Consider the following 17,145-nt stretch of genomic DNA (forward strand, 5'->3'; position numbering starts at 1 on the left):
CCACCCGAACGCCGACATGATAAAGAAAATCCCCATAGAAGCCCTGAAGCCGGGCATGGAAGTGGTCCAGGTGCCCGGAGAACTCTGGCAGCACCTGCCCTATCTGTACTGCGAGCCCGGGATCATCGAATCCGAGACCGAGGTGGCCCGCCTCGTGGAACTGGGCTACCGGGAGGCCTTCGTGACCACCGAGGAGGCCGGGGACCTGTCCGACGAGGTCCACCTGGAGCGGCTCATCTCCGGCAGCGAGATCGGCCGCGAGCCCAGGGAGCGCACCCCGTTCGGCCAGGCCATCGCCTCGACCATGGTCACCTACGAGGACGCCATGGTCCACGCCATGCAGATCGTCCAGGACGCCAAGCTCGGGCGCAAGATGGACTACGCCACCTCGCTCAAGACGGCCAGCGCCATCGTGGAGTCGGCCGTGTCCAACCCCGACACCCTGGTCTGCCTGGCCAAGCTGTCCGAATTCGACGACTACACCTACACCCACTGCATCAACGTGGCCGCCATCAGCGTGGTCTTCGGCGAGTTCATCGGCATGTCCCGCGACGAGCTGGTCCTGCTCGGCGTGGCCGGAATGATGCACGACCTGGGCAAGACCACGGTCCCGGCCCGGATCATCAACAAGCCCGGCCCGCTGACCGGCCCCGAGCGCGAGGAGGTCCGCCGCCACCCCCAGTTCGGCTGCGACATCCTGCGCCACAACCGGGACATCCCGGAACGCGTCATCAAGGCGGTCATGCACCACCACGAGCGATACAACGGCTCGGGCTATCCGGCGGGCCTGAGCCGCAAGGACATCCCGGCGTTCGCCCGCATCCTCTGCCTGGCCGACGTGTACGACGCCCTGACCTCGGACCGCTGTTACAAGGACGCCATCCTGCCCAACAAGGCGCTGGGCATCATGTACGGCATGCGCGACCAGGACTTCGACCCCACCGAGGTCCAGCTGTTCATCAAATGTCTGGGCATTTTCCCGGCGGGCAGCTTCGTCAAGCTCAACACCGGCCAGTACGCCCTGGTCTTCGAGACCAACTCACGCGAGCCGCTGAACCCCAAGATCCGGATCGTCATGGACGAGAAGATGAACCCCATCCACACCCGCGACGTGGACCTGACCGCCCAGCCCGAGGGCGACGGAACCATCGAGATACTGGAATGCGCCGACCCTTCGGCCTACCGCAAGAACCTCATGAACTACCTGACCAGGAACTGACCCGATCCGCCGGAGGCCCTTGATGCTTGACACGAACATATGGATGGGCGTGATCGTGCTGACGATCCTGCTCTACACCTTCAAATGGTGGCTCGGCCGCATCCGCAAGGTGAAGGTCTACCGGGTCTCGCCCGAGTCGCTGAAACGGGCCAAGGAGGTCGTCGTCCGCGTCCTGTCCCTGGTGGAGGACGGCGAGACCTTTCCCCTGGACGAACGGCGGCTCGCCTATCCCAAGGAAGACGTCAAGAGCGCGGCCAAGATCATGGCCTATTACTTCTGGAAAAAACGTCGCCAGGACGAATTGTCCCGGGTCAAAAACTGCTTCGTGTCCCTGGCCCGGTTCCAGGACATCGGGCTGGACCTGGAAGCCCAGGAGCGCCGCGCCTCCCGCGAACGCGTCCAGCTTGAGCGCGAACTCAACTACTACATGACCCACGCGCCCTTCAGCGCCCGTCGGAGCGGCTAGGCGGTCACTCCCCTTCCGGCTTCGACTTGCGGATCTCGGCGAAGCGCGCCTTCAACCGGCCCAGAATGTGGTCGTATCCTTCCGGCGTGTGCGGGATCAGACAGGTGGTGCAGTCCTTGACCCCGGAGTCGAGGATCACGTAGTTGCCGCCGCATTCCTCAAAGAAATAGAGCGGGCAGAAGCAGAACAGGCAGTTGAACCGCTCCGGCCGTTTGGTCTTGTGGCAGGGGAAGTATTCGCAGTCCGTGTTGCTGAAAAACCGATGGCTGTTTTGCATGTCAGCGAAACTGTACCTGCTTGGCGGGCGGCTCGCAATCCTCGTCTCCCGGAAATTCGGCAAAGGGGAAGGGCCGCCGGTTGTCGTTCAGGGTGGCGTAGCGCATGATCCGGTAGCCATACAGGGACAGCGCGTTGCAGGCTCGCCTCAGCGGCTCGCTGCGCTTTTTGGCCGCGAGCAGGTATCCGTACTGGAACAGGGTGGCCACCTCGAGGATCAGGGTCAGGACCTCGAAGAAGATCAGGCAGACCAGGGTGACGATGAACCGCTTGAGGATCTCGCCCCGGTTCACGGTGGTTGCGCGGGTTTCCGTGGACATGTGCTCTCCTCCTGGTTGTCGTTCGCTCGCACCCAGCCTATCCCATCCCGGCCGCCACGCGCAACCGCCCCCCGGGCCGGGGTCGGCCCGGGGCGGGCCATGCCATCTTCACAGGGCCGTCACGACACGGTGACGCGGCCGTTCCCCCGGGGCGCTATGCTGGCTTCGGCCAGCCCGCCGGAGCCCCCATGAGCATACTGCAAATCCGATACTGCCCCCGCTGCGCGTCCAGGACCTACCACCGCTACACCAGCCGCCTGCGCTGCCGCTTCGCCCGCACGGCCGCATGGCTGTGCGTGTCCTGCGACAAGCGCGAGCGCGAACTGCGCCGCCGGGCCGCGAGCCTCGGCCACGACCCGGACCTGGTCGTCGGGCCCGACCGCCCGTAACGCCCGCCATGCGGGTCTTCCCCGCCCGTCCGGGCGTCTCCCTTTTCAAAACCGCGATTTGTCCGTAGGCTAGAATGCGCACCACGAAACGAGAAAGGAGCCCCATGATCGAGAACACGAACCTGGCCGTGTACGTCGCGGGCATCACCCTGCTGGCCCTGGTGGCCTACCTCTGGCTGCACGTCAGAGTGACCTCCTACAGGGAGAGCCGCGTCAAGCGCATCAAACACCTGCTCAAGGACCCGGAGACCATGGCCGCCATGCCCACCGAGGTCCTGTCCGACAAAGAGGAGCTCCAGGACCGGCGCGAGATCATCAAGGGAGTGCGGTCTCGGTTCACCATCATTCGCAGGACGCTCATCCTGTGCGTGTTCGCGGCCTGGGCCGTGGCCCTGACCTTCCCGTTCATCGGCAAGCTGCCGAGCACCATGCTGTCCATCCTCATCGCCGTGACCACGGCCGTGGTCGGCATCGCGGCCCGGCCCCTGGTGGAGAACATGATCTCCGGCATCGTCATCAGTTTCTCCAAGCAGCTGCGCGTGGGCGACACCCTGATGATGGACTCCCAGTACGGCACGGTGGAGGACATCTCCATCACCCACACCAAGATCAAGACCTGGGACTGGAAGCGCTACGTCATCCCCAACAGCCGCATGCTCAACAAGGAGTTCGTCAACCTGACCCTGAACGACTCCCTGCTCTGGGCCTACCTGGAATTTTCGGTCTCCTACGACGCGGACCTGGAGGAAGTCAGCGCCATCGCCACGCGCGTGGCCAGCCAGAGCCAGCACCACAACGCCCAGGAGCCGCCGCAATTCTGGGTCATGCGCATGGACCAGGAAAGCGTGACCTGCTGGGTGGCCGCCTGGGCCGATTCCCCGGCCGAGGCCTGGAACCTCAAGAGCGACATCGCCGTGCGCCTCATCCGCGAATTCCGCGAACGCGGCATCCCCACGCACATGAACCAGGTCCACCTGAACCAGCGCCCGGCCACGGCCTGAGCGGAACCCGCGCTGGACTTTTCGCACGCTCTCCGGCAACATTTGGTTGTCAAAAACATGATCAATCATGCGTTCTTCGATGATGAACACTCCCTCCCCGCTGCAACTCGAAAAGGATAACAGCCGCCATGCGTTTCAATGACCTGTCGGTCAAAGCCCGGCTCTCCATCGGCTTTTCCCTCCCCGCCCTGATCTTCATCGGTTTCGCCCTATTCCAGAACCGTGCGGTGGACAACCTGTCCAGACTCCAACAGACCGAAGCCGAGGCGGCCAACGAGATGACCTCCCTGGTAGAAATGGATTCCCGGCTGGAATCCATCAACGGCTACTTCTCCCGCGCCCTGCTCAGGCAGAACGCCCCGGAGGCCGAAAAGAAGGTGGCGGAAATCCGCGCCCGTGCCGAGGAGGACCTCGGGCTGGTCGAAACCCTGGGCGCAAAGCTGGGCATGGAGGAGAACGTGGCCCAGTTCGCCAAGTCCTACAACGCCCTCCTCGACCTCATGTCCAAGGACCTGCTCGGTCTGCTGGGCAGGTACGACACCAGTCGGCTGCGCCTGGCCTCCATGAGCGACCGCATGGAAAGGCATTTCCAGGCGTCCATGGAACAGCTGGACGCCCTGCAGGCCAGCCTGGCCGAACGGATCGCCCGGCAGCAGGCCGAGTTCCAGCAGACCCGGCGCGACCTGTTCCGGACCACGGCCGTCATCATCGCCGTGTGCGTGCTCGCCTCGATCCTCCTGTCCCTGTTCATCGCCCTCGGCATCTCGCGCCCGGCCAAAAAGGCCCTGATCTATGCCAGGGAAATCGCCAAGGGGAATTTCCAGGCCGAGCTCGACGTCCGGCAAAAGGATGAGGTCGGACAGCTGTGCATGTCCCTGGCAGGCATCACCGAAGCGCTCAAGGACATGACCCGCCGGTTCGAGGAAACCGCCGAAGCCATCACGGTCGGCAAACTGCGGACCACGGCCCCGGCCGACGGGCTCGAGGGCGAATTCGCCCGCATCCTGACCCGCAGCAACGAGATAGCCGAGGGCCTCGTCCGCTACCTGGACACCATCCCCCTGCCGGTCATGACCGTGGACACGGACCTCAACGTCCTGTTCCTGAACGAGTCCGGCCGCACCCTGGGCGGATTCGAGGACCACGCCGCCTACCGCGCGCTCCACTGCCACGACATCTTCAGGACCTCGGACTGCCGCACCGAGAACTGCTCCTGCACCATCTGCATGCGCACGGGCGAACCAACGACCTCGGAGACCGACGCCCACCCCGGAGGCCAGGACCTGGACATCCGGTACACGGGCACGCCCATCCTCGACGGCAAGGGCCGCGTGGTCGGTGCCGTGGAGATCGTGGTGGACCAGACCGAGGTCATGACCCTGCAGCGCAAGAACGCCCGTCTGGCCCGACAGGCGGCGGACATCTCCCGCACCCTGGCCGAATCCTCTTCGGACCTCGGGGCCCAGGTGGAACAGGCCAGCCGAGGCACCCTGGTCCAGAGCGAACGGACCACCGAGACGGCCACGGCCATGGAGGAGATGAACGCCACGGTCCTGGAAGTGGCCCGCAACGCCGGGCGCGCGGCCGAAAACACCAGCCAGACCCGGCTCAAGGCAGGCGAGGGCGCGGAAGTGGTCAACAGCGTGGTCAAGGCCATCCGCGAGGTGCAGACCCACGCCGACCGGCTCAAGGAGGACATGACCGACCTGGGCCGACAGGCGGATTCCATCGGGACCATCATCGAAGTCATCTCGGACATCGCGGACCAGACCAACCTGCTGGCGCTCAACGCGGCCATCGAGGCGGCCCGCGCAGGCGAGGCGGGACGCGGTTTCGCGGTGGTGGCCGACGAGGTCCGCAAGCTGGCGGAGAAAACCATGACCGCCACCACCGAAGTGAACGGCGCGATTCGCGCCATCCAGCAGGCCAGCCGGACGAACATCGCCTCCACGGACACCGCGGCCACGGCCGTGGCCGAGAGCACCAGGCTGGCCGACCAGGCCCTGGCCATGCTCGACGAGATCGTGTCCTACTCGGACGACTCCTCGGAACAGGTCCAGTCCATCGCCGCCGCCTCGGAGCAGCAGTCCGCCTCGGCCGAGGAGATCAACCAGGCCACCGAGGACATCAACCGCGTCTCCAACGAGACCAGCCAGTCCATGACCAGGGCCGCCGCTGCCGTGGGCGACCTGCAACGCATGGTCATCGAACTGGATGACCTCATCCAGCAGATGGCCGCCTAGCGCGAACGAAGACGCCCCCGCCGAAGCGGCGGGGGCGTCTTTCGGTCATTCGTTCGGCCTCTTTCCTATCCTTCCAGCCACTTGACCCACAACTTGCGCGTCCTCGGCCCGTCGAATTCGCAGAAGTAGATCTTCTGCCAGGTGCCGAGCCGGAGGTCTCCACCCTCGACGATGACCAGCTGGTCGCAGCCGAACATGGAGGACTTGATGTGTGCGTCCGAGTTGCCCTCGGCGTGGTGGTAGTCGCCGGAGTGCGGGACCAGCTTGCGCAGGTTGACGACGATGTCGCGGACCACGTCCGGGTCCGCGACATCGTTGAGGGTAAGCGTTCAAAACCCGAAGACCCTACAATCTAAAATCATGGTAACAGGCTGTGAACACTGTATTGTTCTGCCAGTATTGACAATGGGGAAACAGACCCCTTAGAAACCGGAAATGACTCCCTCCGAAATAGACGACAAAGCCCGGATCGAATACGAAAGAATCAACGCTTTTTTCAAACAATCCAGGATTGGCTATGCAGGAATGCTGACCAGCATCATTTTCTCAGGTTTCTTGATTCGCCCTTACACCGACTCATCAGTAGTTATCTACTGGATGTTGGCAATTGTCCTCACATACATCCCTCGACTTGCTGTTTCCGTTGCCTATACAAAAAAGAAGAGAAAAGGGGCCATCACGCCAGAGAATATTGAATCATGGGAAAAACGGGTTCAGCTCCATAGCGTTCTTCCTTTTTTGGCCTATAGCTCCATAGCATTGCTCCCCTATAACGATTACGTTTTCACAGGAGTCATGATCGCGGCATTCAGTTTGATATCAATGCTGACCGGCGGCATACTGCTCTATAGGTCTTCACTCAAAATCATCCGGCTGTATTTCTACGTCTCTTTTGCGTGCCTCATCGGACGATGCCTGTATGAGGGCAGCTACCAATACTACCTTCTTTTAGTCCCCCTGCTTATCATGCTGGTGCTCATCCACCAACTTTTGAAGACCCAATTTTCGGACTACGTGGAGAATATTGCCCGCAGAATTCAATATGAAAGGGCTTCACAGGCAGACCCGCTGACCGGTCTTGCAAACCGGAGATATATGGATGCCTTCATGGAAAAACTCCTGCCGATATCCAAACGGTCAAATCAAGAATTCCAAGTCTCCATGATAGATATCGATCACTTTAAAAAATACAACGACACACACGGTCACATCAAAGGGGATGAGCTCCTGATCAACCTCTCCCATCTCATCAAGAGACGCATTCGATCTGGAGACCTGTTTGTTCGTTATGGTGGTGAAGAATTCACCCTTATTCTGGCCGGATGCGATCAAGATTCGGCAAAGGAGCTTTTCGAAGAAATCATGGTGGACATAAAAGAAGAACTTGGCGTCTCAATCAGCGTGGGCTTGAGTTCCAGTCATAGGTCCAATGATTTTTACCAACTCCTCGAACTGGCTGACGACGCCCTATATTCTTCCAAGCAGAACGGCAGGGATTGTATTACCTTCGCCTGAGGCACCATCGCGCCTTAGGAAGACAGCCACTTGACCCACAGTTTGCGTGTGCGGGGGCCGTCGAACTCACAGAAGTAGATCTTCTGCCAGGTGCCGAGTAGAAGGTCCCCACCCTCGACGATGACCAGCTGGTCGCAGCCGAACATGGAGGACTTGATGTGCGCGTCCGAGTTGCCCTCGGCGTGGTGGTAGTCGCCGAAGTGCGGGACCAGCTTGCGCAGGTTGACGACGATGTCGCGGACCACGTCCGGGTCCGCGCCCTCGTTGACGGTCACGGCCCCGGTGGTGTGCGGGCAATAAAGGAGCAGCGCGCCGTCGGACCAGCCGTTCTCGCGCACGGCCCGGCGCACGGCCGGGGTGATGTCGAGCATTTCCTCGCGGGCATGGGTGCCGACCTGCAACTGTATCATGGATGGCCTCCTCGCGGTTGTTCACGGCCTCGCCCGGCGGGCGCGGCACGGATAAAGGTGCGCCCTACTTCGCCGGGGGCAGGGCCACGTCGGCGATGATCGGGCGGTGGTCCGAATAGATGTCCGGGCCGACCGAGAAATCCAGCGGCAGCGCGCCGTTGCCGGTCACGACGTGGTCGATGGACAGCGGAACCGGGATGCCCCGGTATTCGTCGTAGAAGGTCCAGCCGTAGCCGCCGGCGGTCTCCGCAAAGGCGTCGTGATAGCGTCCCCAGACATCCCTGAAGATGCGGCTCTGCCGGGGCATGTTGAAGTCCCCGGCCACGATCACGGGCAGGGAGGCGGCCCCTACCAGGTCCGCCACCCGCCTGGAGGCGAGTTCCCGCCCCGAGGTCTCGCCCCGGAGCATGCCCGCCTTGCCGGGATCAACGCCCAGGCCCCGGCTGACGACGTTTTGCAGGCCATACCGGGCGCTCGGCAGATGCACCGCGAAAAAGGCGAACCGCCCTTGGGGCGCGTCGACCACCGCGCCCAGTCCGCTCAACTGCTTGTTCAGGTGCGGCGGATGGGTGGTCCAGACGCTCTTGGCCGGAACCAGGGGATAGCGGGAATAGATGGCGACCCCGGCCTGCTTGAGGGTGTGCCACCCCGGAATGAAGGGCAGGGTGTACCACTTGGGCAGCTCCTGCAGGGCCACCACGTCGACGCCCAGGCCCGTGATCAGCCCGGCCAGCGCGTCCCGGTCGATGTGGCCGTCCTTGGTGTTCAGGGACAACACCCGGACGGTCGCCCCGGACGCGGACTTGGGCGAATCCCAGACCACGTTCCAGCCGAGCAGCGGCCACAAAAACACCCCCAGGGACAACCCCAGGGGGATCAACAGAAGCCGTTTGCGGAACAGGGCCAGGGGAAGGAGCGGAATCAGCGGCAGCCCCAGGACCCAGCGGGGCCCGAAGAGCAGCAGCGTGGCAGGCCACCAGCGGTCCCCCAGGGCGTACATCAGCGCCGTGGCCGCGCCCATGCAGGCCAGATAGAGCCAGGCCAGGGCCGTAAGGGTGGGGTTGGATGTCTTCATCGGTCCGGTGGTGTGTTCAGAATGAGCCTTCAACATGTTCTCGGGACATGCCAACACCTATACCGCACCGTTCATCCCGGGCACAACCCCTTCCCGTCAGGCGCGGTACATGTGCCGGAAATCCTTGTCGTAGAGCAACGACCGGGCCTTGCCCGCGTCCTCGCGCCCCTGGCCGGGCAGGACCAGGAACACGGTCTGACGGGTGAAGCCGTTGTCGCGCGCCGCCCGGGCCAGCGAGGCCAGCTCGGTCTCCACAACCTTCTCCTCGGGCCAGCCCACCCGGTAGGCCATGACCACCAAGGTGGACCCGGCCAGGCCGCCAGCCAGAAGCTCCCGCTGCACGCCCTCGGGGTCGCCGGCCGAAAGATAGATGCACATGGCCGAGCCGTGGGCCGCCAGCTTGCGCAGCCCCTCGCCCTCGGGCACCGGGGTCTTGCCTTCCAGCCGGGTGAAAATCAGCGTCTGGGTCACCTCGGGCACGGTGTATGACCGCCCCGCCGCAGCGGCCGCCGCGAACCCGGCGGTCACGCCCGGCACCACCGCATACGATATCCCGGCCGCGTCCAGCAGGGCCATCTGTTCTCGGATGGCCCCGTACAGCGACGGATCGCCGGTATGCACCCGGGCGACCATGCCGCCCGATGCCACGGTCTCGGCCATGAGCGCGTGGGTTTCCTCCAGGCTCATGGGCGCGGAGTCGGCCACCCGCGAGCCCTTCTTGGCCCCGGCCACCACCTCGGCGGGCACCAGGGACCCGGCGTAGAGCACCAGGTCCGCCTCCCCGATCAGCCGCCGCCCCTTGACGGTCAGCAGTTCCGGGTCGCCCGGCCCGGCTCCGATGAAATAGACGTCCGCCATCACAGCACCTTGCTCATGAAATCCGGGTTCAGGCGCAGCCCGTTGACCGCGATAAGCGCGCACGCCTCGGCGTCCGAGGCCGCGTTGTGGTGGTTCAGTTCGATACCCAGATGGGCGCACACGCTCGGCAGCTTGTTCGAGGCCAGCTCCCACGTCTTGCGGGCCAGCTGCACGGTGCACAGAAACGGCTGTTCCGGCGCGGTCCGGCCCGATTCGCGGCAGCAGGTGTGCAGCACGGACTTGTCAAAGGCCGCGTTGTGCGCCACCAGAAAGTCCGCGCCCCGGAAATGGACCTCCAGCTCGGGCCACAGGTCACCGAAGCACGGCTCGTCGCACACGTCCGACCAGTGGATGCCGTGCACGCGCACGCAGAACGGGTTGAACTTGGCCCTGGGCGGTCGGATCAGTCGGTAGTCCCGGGCCACGATCTCGCCCCGGTCCACCACCACGATGCCCAAGGCGCACGCCGAATCCCGCTTCGGGTCCGCCGTCTCGAAATCAATCGCCACAAACCGCACGTCATCTAGTGTGGGCATAGGAAGCCTCCGGCGGCCGGGGGAAGGGGAGAGGGGAACCCTTTGTAAAGGGCTTCCCCTCTCCCCTTCCCCCGGACCCCCATCCCCTCTCCTCTCCTAAACTTTTTTATGCCGCCTTCGGCGGGGGAGGTCACGGGGATAGGTTCAATCTTATCAGGTTGCTACAAAATATTATTCAAACCACTCCCCATCCGCGCCCTACGCACCCCGCGAAGCGGCACCAAAAAGTTTTGAAGGGGAGTCCAGAGGGGAAACTTTTTCAAAAGTTTCCCTTCTGGCCGCCGGAGGCACTCCTCTAAAATCCGTCTTCCAGCGGCGGCCAGACCAGGGCCTGGGTGTCGGTGTCAACACCGGCCGAGGGTTGGATGGCCAGATTTCGGCTGGCCGGTTTGAGGTGCACGAACCGGCCGCGCAGCTCCAACCGCCCTTCGGCCAGCCATTGCAGGGCCTGGGGGAGGATGCGGTGTTCCAGCTTGAGGATGCGCGCGGCCAGCGCGTCGCCGCCCTCGCCCGGCTGGCACGGCACGGCGGCCTGCATGATGACCGCGCCGTGGTCCATCTGTTCGTCCACGAAGTGCACGGTGCAGCCGGAGATCTTGACCCCGTAGTCCGCCGCGTCGCCCTGGCCGCGCACGCCCGGGAAGCTCGGCAGCAGGGCCGGGTGGATATTGACCACGCGGCCCCTGAACGGTTCGAGAAAGACCGGGGTGACGATACGCATGAACCCGGCCATGACCACCGCGCCGGTCTCGTTCACGCCCGACTGGCGGATGGCCCGGACCATCTCCTCGTCAAAGGTCTCGCGGGAATCGAAGTCCGTGTGCAGCAGCACGCGGGTGGGAATGTTGTGGTTGCGCGCCCGGGTCAGGCCGAAGGAGTCTCCCCTGTTGGACACGACCACCTTGATCTCGGCGTCGAGCATGCCCGCTTCTATGCGGTCGATGATGGACTGCAGGTTGGACCCGCCCCCGGACACGAGGACGGCGATGGGCATTGCCATGGATGCTCCCTTGAATGGTTGAAAACGGCGGGGTCGGCCCCGCCCCCGAACTTGGCCCAAAGCGCGGCCTTTTTCAAGGGCGTATTTCCGTGCGCCGGGCCGCATTGCCTTTTCCCCATGCGCCCGGTATTATTGTGCCCGATACATACTATCGATTTTCAGACCAGAGACGGATCATGAGACGCCTGTGCCCCCTGCTCATACTTTTCCTCCTGCTCGGCCCTGTCGCGGCCGGGGCCGAGGGGGTGCGCGTCATTACCGAGTTCAACCCGCCCTTCAACTTCGACACCCGCGACGGCGCTTCGGGCATCGCCACCGACCTGTTCCTGCGCATGGCGGACCGGGCCGGGCTTAAAATGGCACGCAAGGACATCCGCGTCTGGCCCTGGGCCAGGGGGTACAAGGAGATACTCGAAAAGCCGGACGTCATCCTCTACGCCATGGCCCGGACGCCCGGGCGCGAGGGGTTGTTCCAGTGGATCGGCCCGATCATGCCTCTGCACAGCGGCCTGTTCGCCCTCAGGGACAGGAAGATCGTCATCAAGGACCCGGTGGAAGACGCCGGGCAGTACCGGTACGGGACCATGCGGGCCAGCGCCTCGGAGCAGGAACTCGTGCGGCGGGGCCTGCCTCCTGGACGCATGGACTCGGTGCACGACCGCGCCATGAACATCCGCAAGCTCGTCCAGGGGCGCATAGACATTCTGGTGAGCAACGAGCCGGCCACCTTTTACACCATCCGCCAGATGGGGCTGGACCCGGACAAATTCGAGGTCGTCCACCGGCTCATGAGCGTCGACCTCTACTTCGCGGCCAGCCCGGACATGGACCCGGCCGTGGTCCGCCGCCTGCAATCGGCCCTGGACGGGCTCAAGGCCGACGGGACCGTGGCCCGGATCATCAAGAGCTATCGATAAACACCCCCGGTTTCGGAGACAGGCCGCGCGCCGTGTTTGCCCGCACGTGGCCCGGACGCCCCGGATATGCTATGGTTGGGCAAGACCAACCGGAGAGCGGCGCCCCGACGGCTCCAGCCCGGAGCGGATGCTCAGCGCAATAGCCAAGGAGGACGGCATGGCAGGCAAATTCGAACGCAAGCAGGCATCGGACGGACAGTGGATGTTCAACCTCAAGGCGGGTAACGGAGAGGTCATCCTGACCAGCGAACGCTACGCGGCCAAGAGCGGGTGCGACAACGGCATCGCCAGCGTGCAGGCCAACAGCCCGCTGGACGAACGCTTTGAACGCAAGGTGGCCAAAAACGGCCAGCCCTATTTCGTGCTCAAGGCCGCCAACCACCAGGTCATCGGCGTGAGCGAGATGTACTCGTCCAAATCCGCCATGGAGACCGGCATCGCTTCGGTGAAGGCCAACGGCCGGACCACCGTGATTGTGGACGCCTAGGCCCTTTGGCAACGAAAAAGGCCCGGTGCGCAAGACTGCGCGCCGGGCCCTCTTTTTTAGCGTATGGGGAGGACGCTATTTCGCGGCCGCGTCCTTAATGAGCGCATCCACCAGGCCGGGGATGGTGTAGTCCTCGGGCTCGATGGCCGGGGTCAGGCCGAATTTGCGGACCGTATCCGAGGTCACGGGGCCGATGGAGGCGATCCGCACCTCCGGGAAGTTCCTGAACGCGTCGGCCGGGACCAGTTCGAAGAAGTTCTCCACCGTGCTCGACGAGGTGAAGGTCACGTAGCGGATGTCGCCCGCGCCCAGCGCCTCCATGATCTCGTCGCCCGAGGCCTGGCCCAGCCGGGTCTCGTAGACCGGCAGGACCGTGACGTTGCAGCCAGCCGCCTTGAGCTCGCGGGGCAGAACCTCGCGGGCCACCTTGGCGCGGGGGATGAGCACGTCCGAACCGGCGATACCGCGCTCAAGCAGCCCCTTGACCACGTGCTCGGCCACGTATTTCTCGGGGATGAAGTCCGGCTCGATGCCGCGCGCCCGCAGCTCGTCCGCCGTGGCCGGGCCGATGGCCGCGACCCGCATGCCGCCGAAGATGCGCGCGTCCAGGCCGATGGCCCGCAGCTGTTGCCAGAAATGTTTGACGCCGTTGACCGAGGTGAACACCACCCACTGGTAGCGGGCCAGTTGCAGGATCGCGGTCTCGACCTCGGCGTAGTCGTCCAGCGGCTCCACCGAGATGGTCGGGAACTCGCGCACGCACGCGCCCTGCTCGCGCAGCACGCCCACCAGGCCCGAGGCCTGCTCGCGCGCCCGGGTGACGATCACGCCCTGGCCGAGCATGGGCTTCTTCTCGAACCAGCCGAGCTTGTCGTGAAGACTGCACACGCCGCCCACGATGATGATGGACGGGGCCTGCCAGTTGCGGGCCTGCGCCTCCTCGGCCACGTGCTCCAGGTCGGACACGAACGAGGTCTGGTTGCAGCGCGTGCCCCAGCGCACCAGCGCCACCGGGGTGTCGGCGGCGCGGCCGTTGTCCATGAGATTCTTGGCGATCATGGGCAGGTTGCCCACGCCCATGTAGAAAACGAGCGTGGAGGTGGACTGCCCGTACACGGCCCAGTTGTGGCCGGACTCGGACTTGGTCGGGTCCTCGTGTCCGGTGATGAAGCAGACCGACGTGGTGAAGTCGCGGTGGGTCACCGGGATGCCCGCGTACGCGGCAGCCGCCACGCCCGCGGTGATGCCGGGCACCACCTCGAAGTCGATGCCCGCCTCCACGAGTTCCTCGCCCTCTTCGCCGCCGCGCCCGAACACGTACGGATCGCCGCCCTTGAGTCGGCAGATGACCTTGCCGGACCTGGCCTTCTCGACGATCAGCCCGTTGATCTGGTCCTGGGGCAGGGTGTGGTCGCCGCCCTTCTTGCCCACGTACAGGATTTCGCAGTCCGGCTTGCACCACTTCAAAAATTCGGCGTTGGCCAGATAGTCGTAGATCATCACGTCGCACGACTCGATGATCTCCTTGGCCCGCAGGGTGAGCATGCCCGGATCGCCCGGCCCGGCTCCGACGAGAAACACGTTTGCCATAAGATTTGCCTCCGGCGGCCAGGGAACCTTTTGAAAAAGGTGCCCTGGACCCTCCAAAACTTTTTATCGCGGCGCAGGCCGGTTGTGCGGAATCCACATGCCCGGATGCGCCGGGCCAGGATCAGCCTGTTGCCTGAAAGCCTAGCCCATCACGCTTTCAAGCCGCGCCTTGAGCTGGGTCAGCTTGGTCTTTTCCTCTTCCATTTCGGCGAGCTTCTTCTTCTCGCCCTCGACCACCTCGGCGGGCGCGTTGTTCACGAAGCCGGGGTTCTTGAGCTTGCCGGCAACGCCCTTCATGGTCTTTTCGAGCTTGGCCAGGTTCTTGTCCAGGCGGGCCAGTTCGGCGTCGAAGTCGACCACGCCCTCCAGGGGCACGGACAGTTCGTTGCCCTGGACCACGGCCGCGCCCGAGGCTTTGGGAGCCTTGACGTCCGGGCCGATGGTCACGTTGTCGATGCGGGCTAAAGACTGGATCAGGCCGAGGTTGGCTTCCAGCACCGCCTTGTCCGCGTCGCTCACGGTCCTGATCAGCAGGTCGAGTTTCTTGGCCGGTTCGATGAGCAGTTCGGTGCGGATGTTCCGGGTGCCGGAGACCACGCCCATGAACAGATCCATCTCGGCCACGGTCACGGCGTCCAGGCAGTCGGGCCGCTTTTCCGGGAACGGCAGGGTGGCGATGTCCTCGCTCCTGTCGTCGCCCGCGGGCCTCGGCAGCACGTTCCAGATTTCCTGGGTGATGAACGGGGTCACCGGGTGGAGCAGGATCATGGTCTCGGACAGGACGGTCCAGAGCACCCGCTGGGTGGCGGCCTTGGCCCGCTCGTCCTCGCCGTACAACGCGGGCTTGATCATCTCCAGGTACCAGTCGCAGAACTCGGACCAGATGAACTTGTACAGGGTCTGGGCGATCTCGTTGAAGCGGTACTCTTCGGTGGCCTTGGCGATGGATTCCTTGACCTCCTCCAGCCGGTGGAGAATCCAGCGGTTGGCCAGGTCGGAGGCCTCGTGCACGTCCGCGTCCGGAATCTCGTCGGGCAGGTTCATCATGGCGAACCGCGTGGCGTTCCAGACCTTGTTCATGAAATGCTTGTACCCCTCGATGCGCTGCTCCGAAAGCTTGATGTCCCGGCCCATGGCCGCGAAGCTGGTCAGGGTGAAGCGCAGGGCGTCGGCACCGTACTTCCCGATCATGTCCAGGGGGTCGATGACGTTGCCCGTGGACTTGGACATCTTCTTGCCCTGCTCGTCGCGCACCAGGGCGTGGATGTACACGTGGTGGAACGGAATCTGCTCCATGAACTGGAGGCCCATCATCATCATGCGCGCCACCCAGAAGAACAGGATGTCGAAGCCGGTGACCAGGCAGGAGGTCGGGTAGTACTTGGCCAGCTCCTTGGTGTCGTCGGGCCAGCCCATGGTCGAGAACGGCCACAGGGCCGAGGAGAACCAGGTGTCCAGCACGTCCTCGTCCTGGATCAGCTTGCTTGATCCGCACTGGGTGCAGACCGTCGGGTCTTCCTTGGCGACGATCAGTTCGCCGCACTCCTCGCAGGTCCAGGCCGGGATGCGGTGGCCCCACCATATCTGCCGGGAGATGCACCAGTCGCGGATCTCGTCCAGCCACTGGTAGTAGGTCTTGGTCCAGTGCTCCGGGAAAATCTGCGTCTTGTCCGGCACGGCGGCGCGGGCCTTTTCGGCCAGCGGCTTCATGGACACGAACCACTGGGTGGAGACGTGGGGCTCGATGGTGGACTTGCAGCGGTAGCACACGCCCACCGAGTGGTCGTGGTCCACGATCTCGCCGAGCAGCCCTTCGGCCTGAAGGTCCTCGAGCACGAGCTTGCGCGCCTCGGTCACGGACAACCCACGGTACTTTTCGGGCGCGTTCTCGTTGACGACCCCCTGCTCGTCCAGGATGGAGATGACCTCCAGGTTGTGCCTGCGGCCGATCTCCCAGTCGTTCATGTCGTGGGCCGGGGTGACCTTGAGGCAGCCGGTGCCGAACTCCACGTCCACGTAGGCGTCGCCGATGATCGGCAGTTCACGGCCGACCAACGGCAGGATGGCGGTCTTGCCGATGTACTTGTTGAACCGCTCGTCGTCCGGGTTCACGGCGATGGCCGAGTCGGCCAGCATGGTCTCGGGCCGGGTGGTGGCCACGACCAGGTGGCCCGAGCCGTCGGCCAGGGGGTATTTGACGTGATGCAGCTTGCCGGGCTTGGCCTCGTGTTCGACCTCGTCGTCGGCCAGGGCGGTGTGGCAGCGGTTGCACCAGTTGATGATGTAGTCGCCCTTGTAGATCAGCCCCTGCTCGAACAGGGAGACGAAGACCTCGCGCACGGCCTTGGCCCGCTGGTCGTCGAAGGTGAAGCACTCGCGGGTCCAGTCGACCGACGCGCCCATGCGCCGGATCTGGCCGAGGATGTGGTCGCCCTTCTCCTTCTTCCACTCCCAGACGCGCTCGATGAACTTGTCGCGGCCCAGGTCGTCGCGGGTCAGGCCCTCGGCCTTGAGCTGGCGCTCGACCACGTTCTGGGTGGCGATGCCCGCGTGGTCCGTGCCCGGCACCCACAGGACGTTCTTGCCCTGCTGGCGGCTGAAGCGGCAGAGGATGTCCTGGAGCGTCAGGTTCAGGGCGTGGCCCATGTGCAGGACGCCGGTGACGTTGGGCGGCGGGATGACGATGGAATAGGCGTCGCCCGGACCGTCCGGGTCCGGGGTGAAGGTCTCGCTCCGCTCCCAGTGGGTCTCCCACTTCTCTTCCACATCCCACGGTTCGTAGGCTTTGGCTAACTCTTTCCGCGCCATGTCGGTGCCTCCGGCGGCCGGGGGAAGGGGAGAGG

General features: G+C 64.2%; 17 protein-coding genes and 1 pseudogene. 8 read left to right on the plus strand and 10 right to left on the minus strand.

Going from position 1 to position 17,145, the window contains the following annotated elements:
• Nucleotides 1-16: 16 nt before the first annotated feature.
• Together BerOc1_RS06975 and BerOc1_RS06980 are read left to right on the plus strand one after the other, a co-directional pair.
• Nucleotides 17-1,219 (plus strand): HD-GYP domain-containing protein, encoded by a 1,203-nt coding sequence (locus tag BerOc1_RS06975; protein WP_071545001.1) that lies wholly within the window; start codon nt 17-19, stop codon nt 1,217-1,219.
• Nucleotides 1,220-1,241: 22 nt separating this feature from the next.
• On the plus strand, nt 1,242-1,685 hold the full coding sequence (locus tag BerOc1_RS06980; RefSeq protein ID WP_071545002.1) for a hypothetical protein: 444 nt from the start codon (nt 1,242-1,244) through the stop codon (nt 1,683-1,685).
• Nucleotides 1,686-1,689: 4 nt separating this feature from the next.
• Here the strand turns inward: BerOc1_RS06980 and BerOc1_RS06985 are convergent, their stop codons facing one another.
• The gene (locus BerOc1_RS06985) at nt 1,690-1,962 is read right to left on the minus strand and encodes a cysteine-rich small domain-containing protein (RefSeq protein WP_071545003.1); all 273 of its coding nucleotides are present in this window, start codon (nt 1,960-1,962) and stop codon (nt 1,690-1,692) included.
• A 1-nt stretch (nt 1,963) separates the two neighbouring features.
• Complete coding sequence (locus BerOc1_RS06990; protein WP_071545004.1) at nt 1,964-2,281, minus strand: DUF4389 domain-containing protein; 318 nt, start codon at nt 2,279-2,281, stop codon at nt 1,964-1,966.
• Between the two features lie 188 nt (nt 2,282-2,469).
• On the opposite strand from BerOc1_RS06990, the gene BerOc1_RS06995 reads away from it, so the two are divergent.
• The 3 genes from BerOc1_RS06995 (at nt 2,470) to BerOc1_RS07005 (ending at nt 5,914) form a co-directional block, all read left to right on the plus strand.
• Complete coding sequence (locus BerOc1_RS06995; RefSeq protein ID WP_071545005.1) at nt 2,470-2,670, plus strand: hypothetical protein; 201 nt, start codon at nt 2,470-2,472, stop codon at nt 2,668-2,670.
• A 104-nt stretch (nt 2,671-2,774) separates the two neighbouring features.
• Entirely contained in the window at nt 2,775-3,671 is an 897-nt protein-coding gene (locus BerOc1_RS07000; RefSeq protein ID WP_071545006.1) for a mechanosensitive ion channel family protein, read from the plus strand.
• A gap of 128 nt (nt 3,672-3,799) precedes the next feature.
• Nucleotides 3,800-5,914, plus strand: a complete 2,115-nt coding sequence (locus BerOc1_RS07005; RefSeq protein WP_071545007.1) for a methyl-accepting chemotaxis protein — start codon at nt 3,800-3,802, stop codon at nt 5,912-5,914.
• Nucleotides 5,915-5,979: 65 nt separating this feature from the next.
• Here the strand turns inward: BerOc1_RS07005 and BerOc1_RS07010 are convergent.
• Nucleotides 5,980-6,240: pseudogene (locus BerOc1_RS07010) on the minus strand (secondary thiamine-phosphate synthase enzyme YjbQ); the annotation flags it as partial.
• Nucleotides 6,241-6,349: 109 nt separating this feature from the next.
• Between BerOc1_RS07010 and BerOc1_RS07015 the strand changes: the two are divergent.
• Nucleotides 6,350-7,429, plus strand: coding sequence for a GGDEF domain-containing protein (locus tag BerOc1_RS07015; protein ID WP_071545008.1), 1,080 nt, complete (start codon nt 6,350-6,352; stop codon nt 7,427-7,429).
• Nucleotides 7,430-7,443: 14 nt separating this feature from the next.
• Here BerOc1_RS07015 and BerOc1_RS07020 read toward each other — a convergent pair whose 3' ends face one another.
• From BerOc1_RS07020 to purN, 5 genes are all read right to left on the minus strand, one after another.
• Complete coding sequence (locus tag BerOc1_RS07020) at nt 7,444-7,839, minus strand: secondary thiamine-phosphate synthase enzyme YjbQ (RefSeq protein ID WP_071545009.1); 396 nt, start codon at nt 7,837-7,839, stop codon at nt 7,444-7,446.
• Nucleotides 7,840-7,903: 64 nt separating this feature from the next.
• Nucleotides 7,904-8,914, minus strand: coding sequence for an endonuclease/exonuclease/phosphatase family protein (locus BerOc1_RS07025; RefSeq protein WP_071545010.1), 1,011 nt, complete (start codon nt 8,912-8,914; stop codon nt 7,904-7,906).
• A 96-nt stretch (nt 8,915-9,010) separates the two neighbouring features.
• Nucleotides 9,011-9,772, minus strand: coding sequence for a precorrin-4 C(11)-methyltransferase (cobM, locus tag BerOc1_RS07030; protein ID WP_071545011.1), 762 nt, complete (start codon nt 9,770-9,772; stop codon nt 9,011-9,013).
• Nucleotides 9,772-10,308 (minus strand): 3'-5' exonuclease, encoded by a 537-nt coding sequence (locus BerOc1_RS07035; protein ID WP_071545012.1) that lies wholly within the window; start codon nt 10,306-10,308, stop codon nt 9,772-9,774. Before BerOc1_RS07035 ends, cobM begins: the two co-directional genes overlap by 1 nt.
• Nucleotides 10,309-10,603: 295 nt before the next feature.
• A complete protein-coding gene (gene purN / locus BerOc1_RS07040; RefSeq protein ID WP_071545013.1) occupies nt 10,604-11,308 on the minus strand; it encodes a phosphoribosylglycinamide formyltransferase in 705 nt (234 codons plus the stop codon).
• A gap of 176 nt (nt 11,309-11,484) precedes the next feature.
• Between purN and BerOc1_RS07045 the strand changes: the two genes are divergently transcribed.
• Both BerOc1_RS07045 and BerOc1_RS07050 read left to right on the plus strand, forming a co-directional pair.
• Nucleotides 11,485-12,225 carry a substrate-binding periplasmic protein gene (locus tag BerOc1_RS07045; protein WP_071545014.1) on the plus strand — a complete coding sequence of 247 codons (741 nt, stop codon included), beginning with the start codon at nt 11,485-11,487 and terminating at the stop codon, nt 12,223-12,225.
• Nucleotides 12,226-12,382: 157 nt separating this feature from the next.
• A complete protein-coding gene (locus BerOc1_RS07050) occupies nt 12,383-12,712 on the plus strand; it encodes a YegP family protein (protein ID WP_071545015.1) in 330 nt (109 codons plus the stop codon).
• A 75-nt stretch (nt 12,713-12,787) separates the two neighbouring features.
• Here the strand turns inward: BerOc1_RS07050 and cobA are convergent, their stop codons facing one another.
• Both cobA and BerOc1_RS07060 read right to left on the minus strand, forming a co-directional pair.
• Nucleotides 12,788-14,302: a uroporphyrinogen-III C-methyltransferase gene (gene cobA, locus BerOc1_RS07055; protein WP_071545016.1), complete on the minus strand. Its 1,515-nt coding sequence runs from the start codon at nt 14,300-14,302 to the stop codon at nt 12,788-12,790.
• Nucleotides 14,303-14,443: 141 nt separating this feature from the next.
• Nucleotides 14,444-17,110, minus strand: coding sequence for a valine--tRNA ligase (locus tag BerOc1_RS07060; protein WP_071545017.1), 2,667 nt, complete (start codon nt 17,108-17,110; stop codon nt 14,444-14,446).
• Between the last annotated feature and the right edge of the window lie 35 nt (nt 17,111-17,145).

It is taken from the genome of Pseudodesulfovibrio hydrargyri, from assembly GCF_001874525.1.
Classification (GTDB): Bacteria; Desulfobacterota; Desulfovibrionia; order Desulfovibrionales; family Desulfovibrionaceae; genus Pseudodesulfovibrio; species Pseudodesulfovibrio hydrargyri.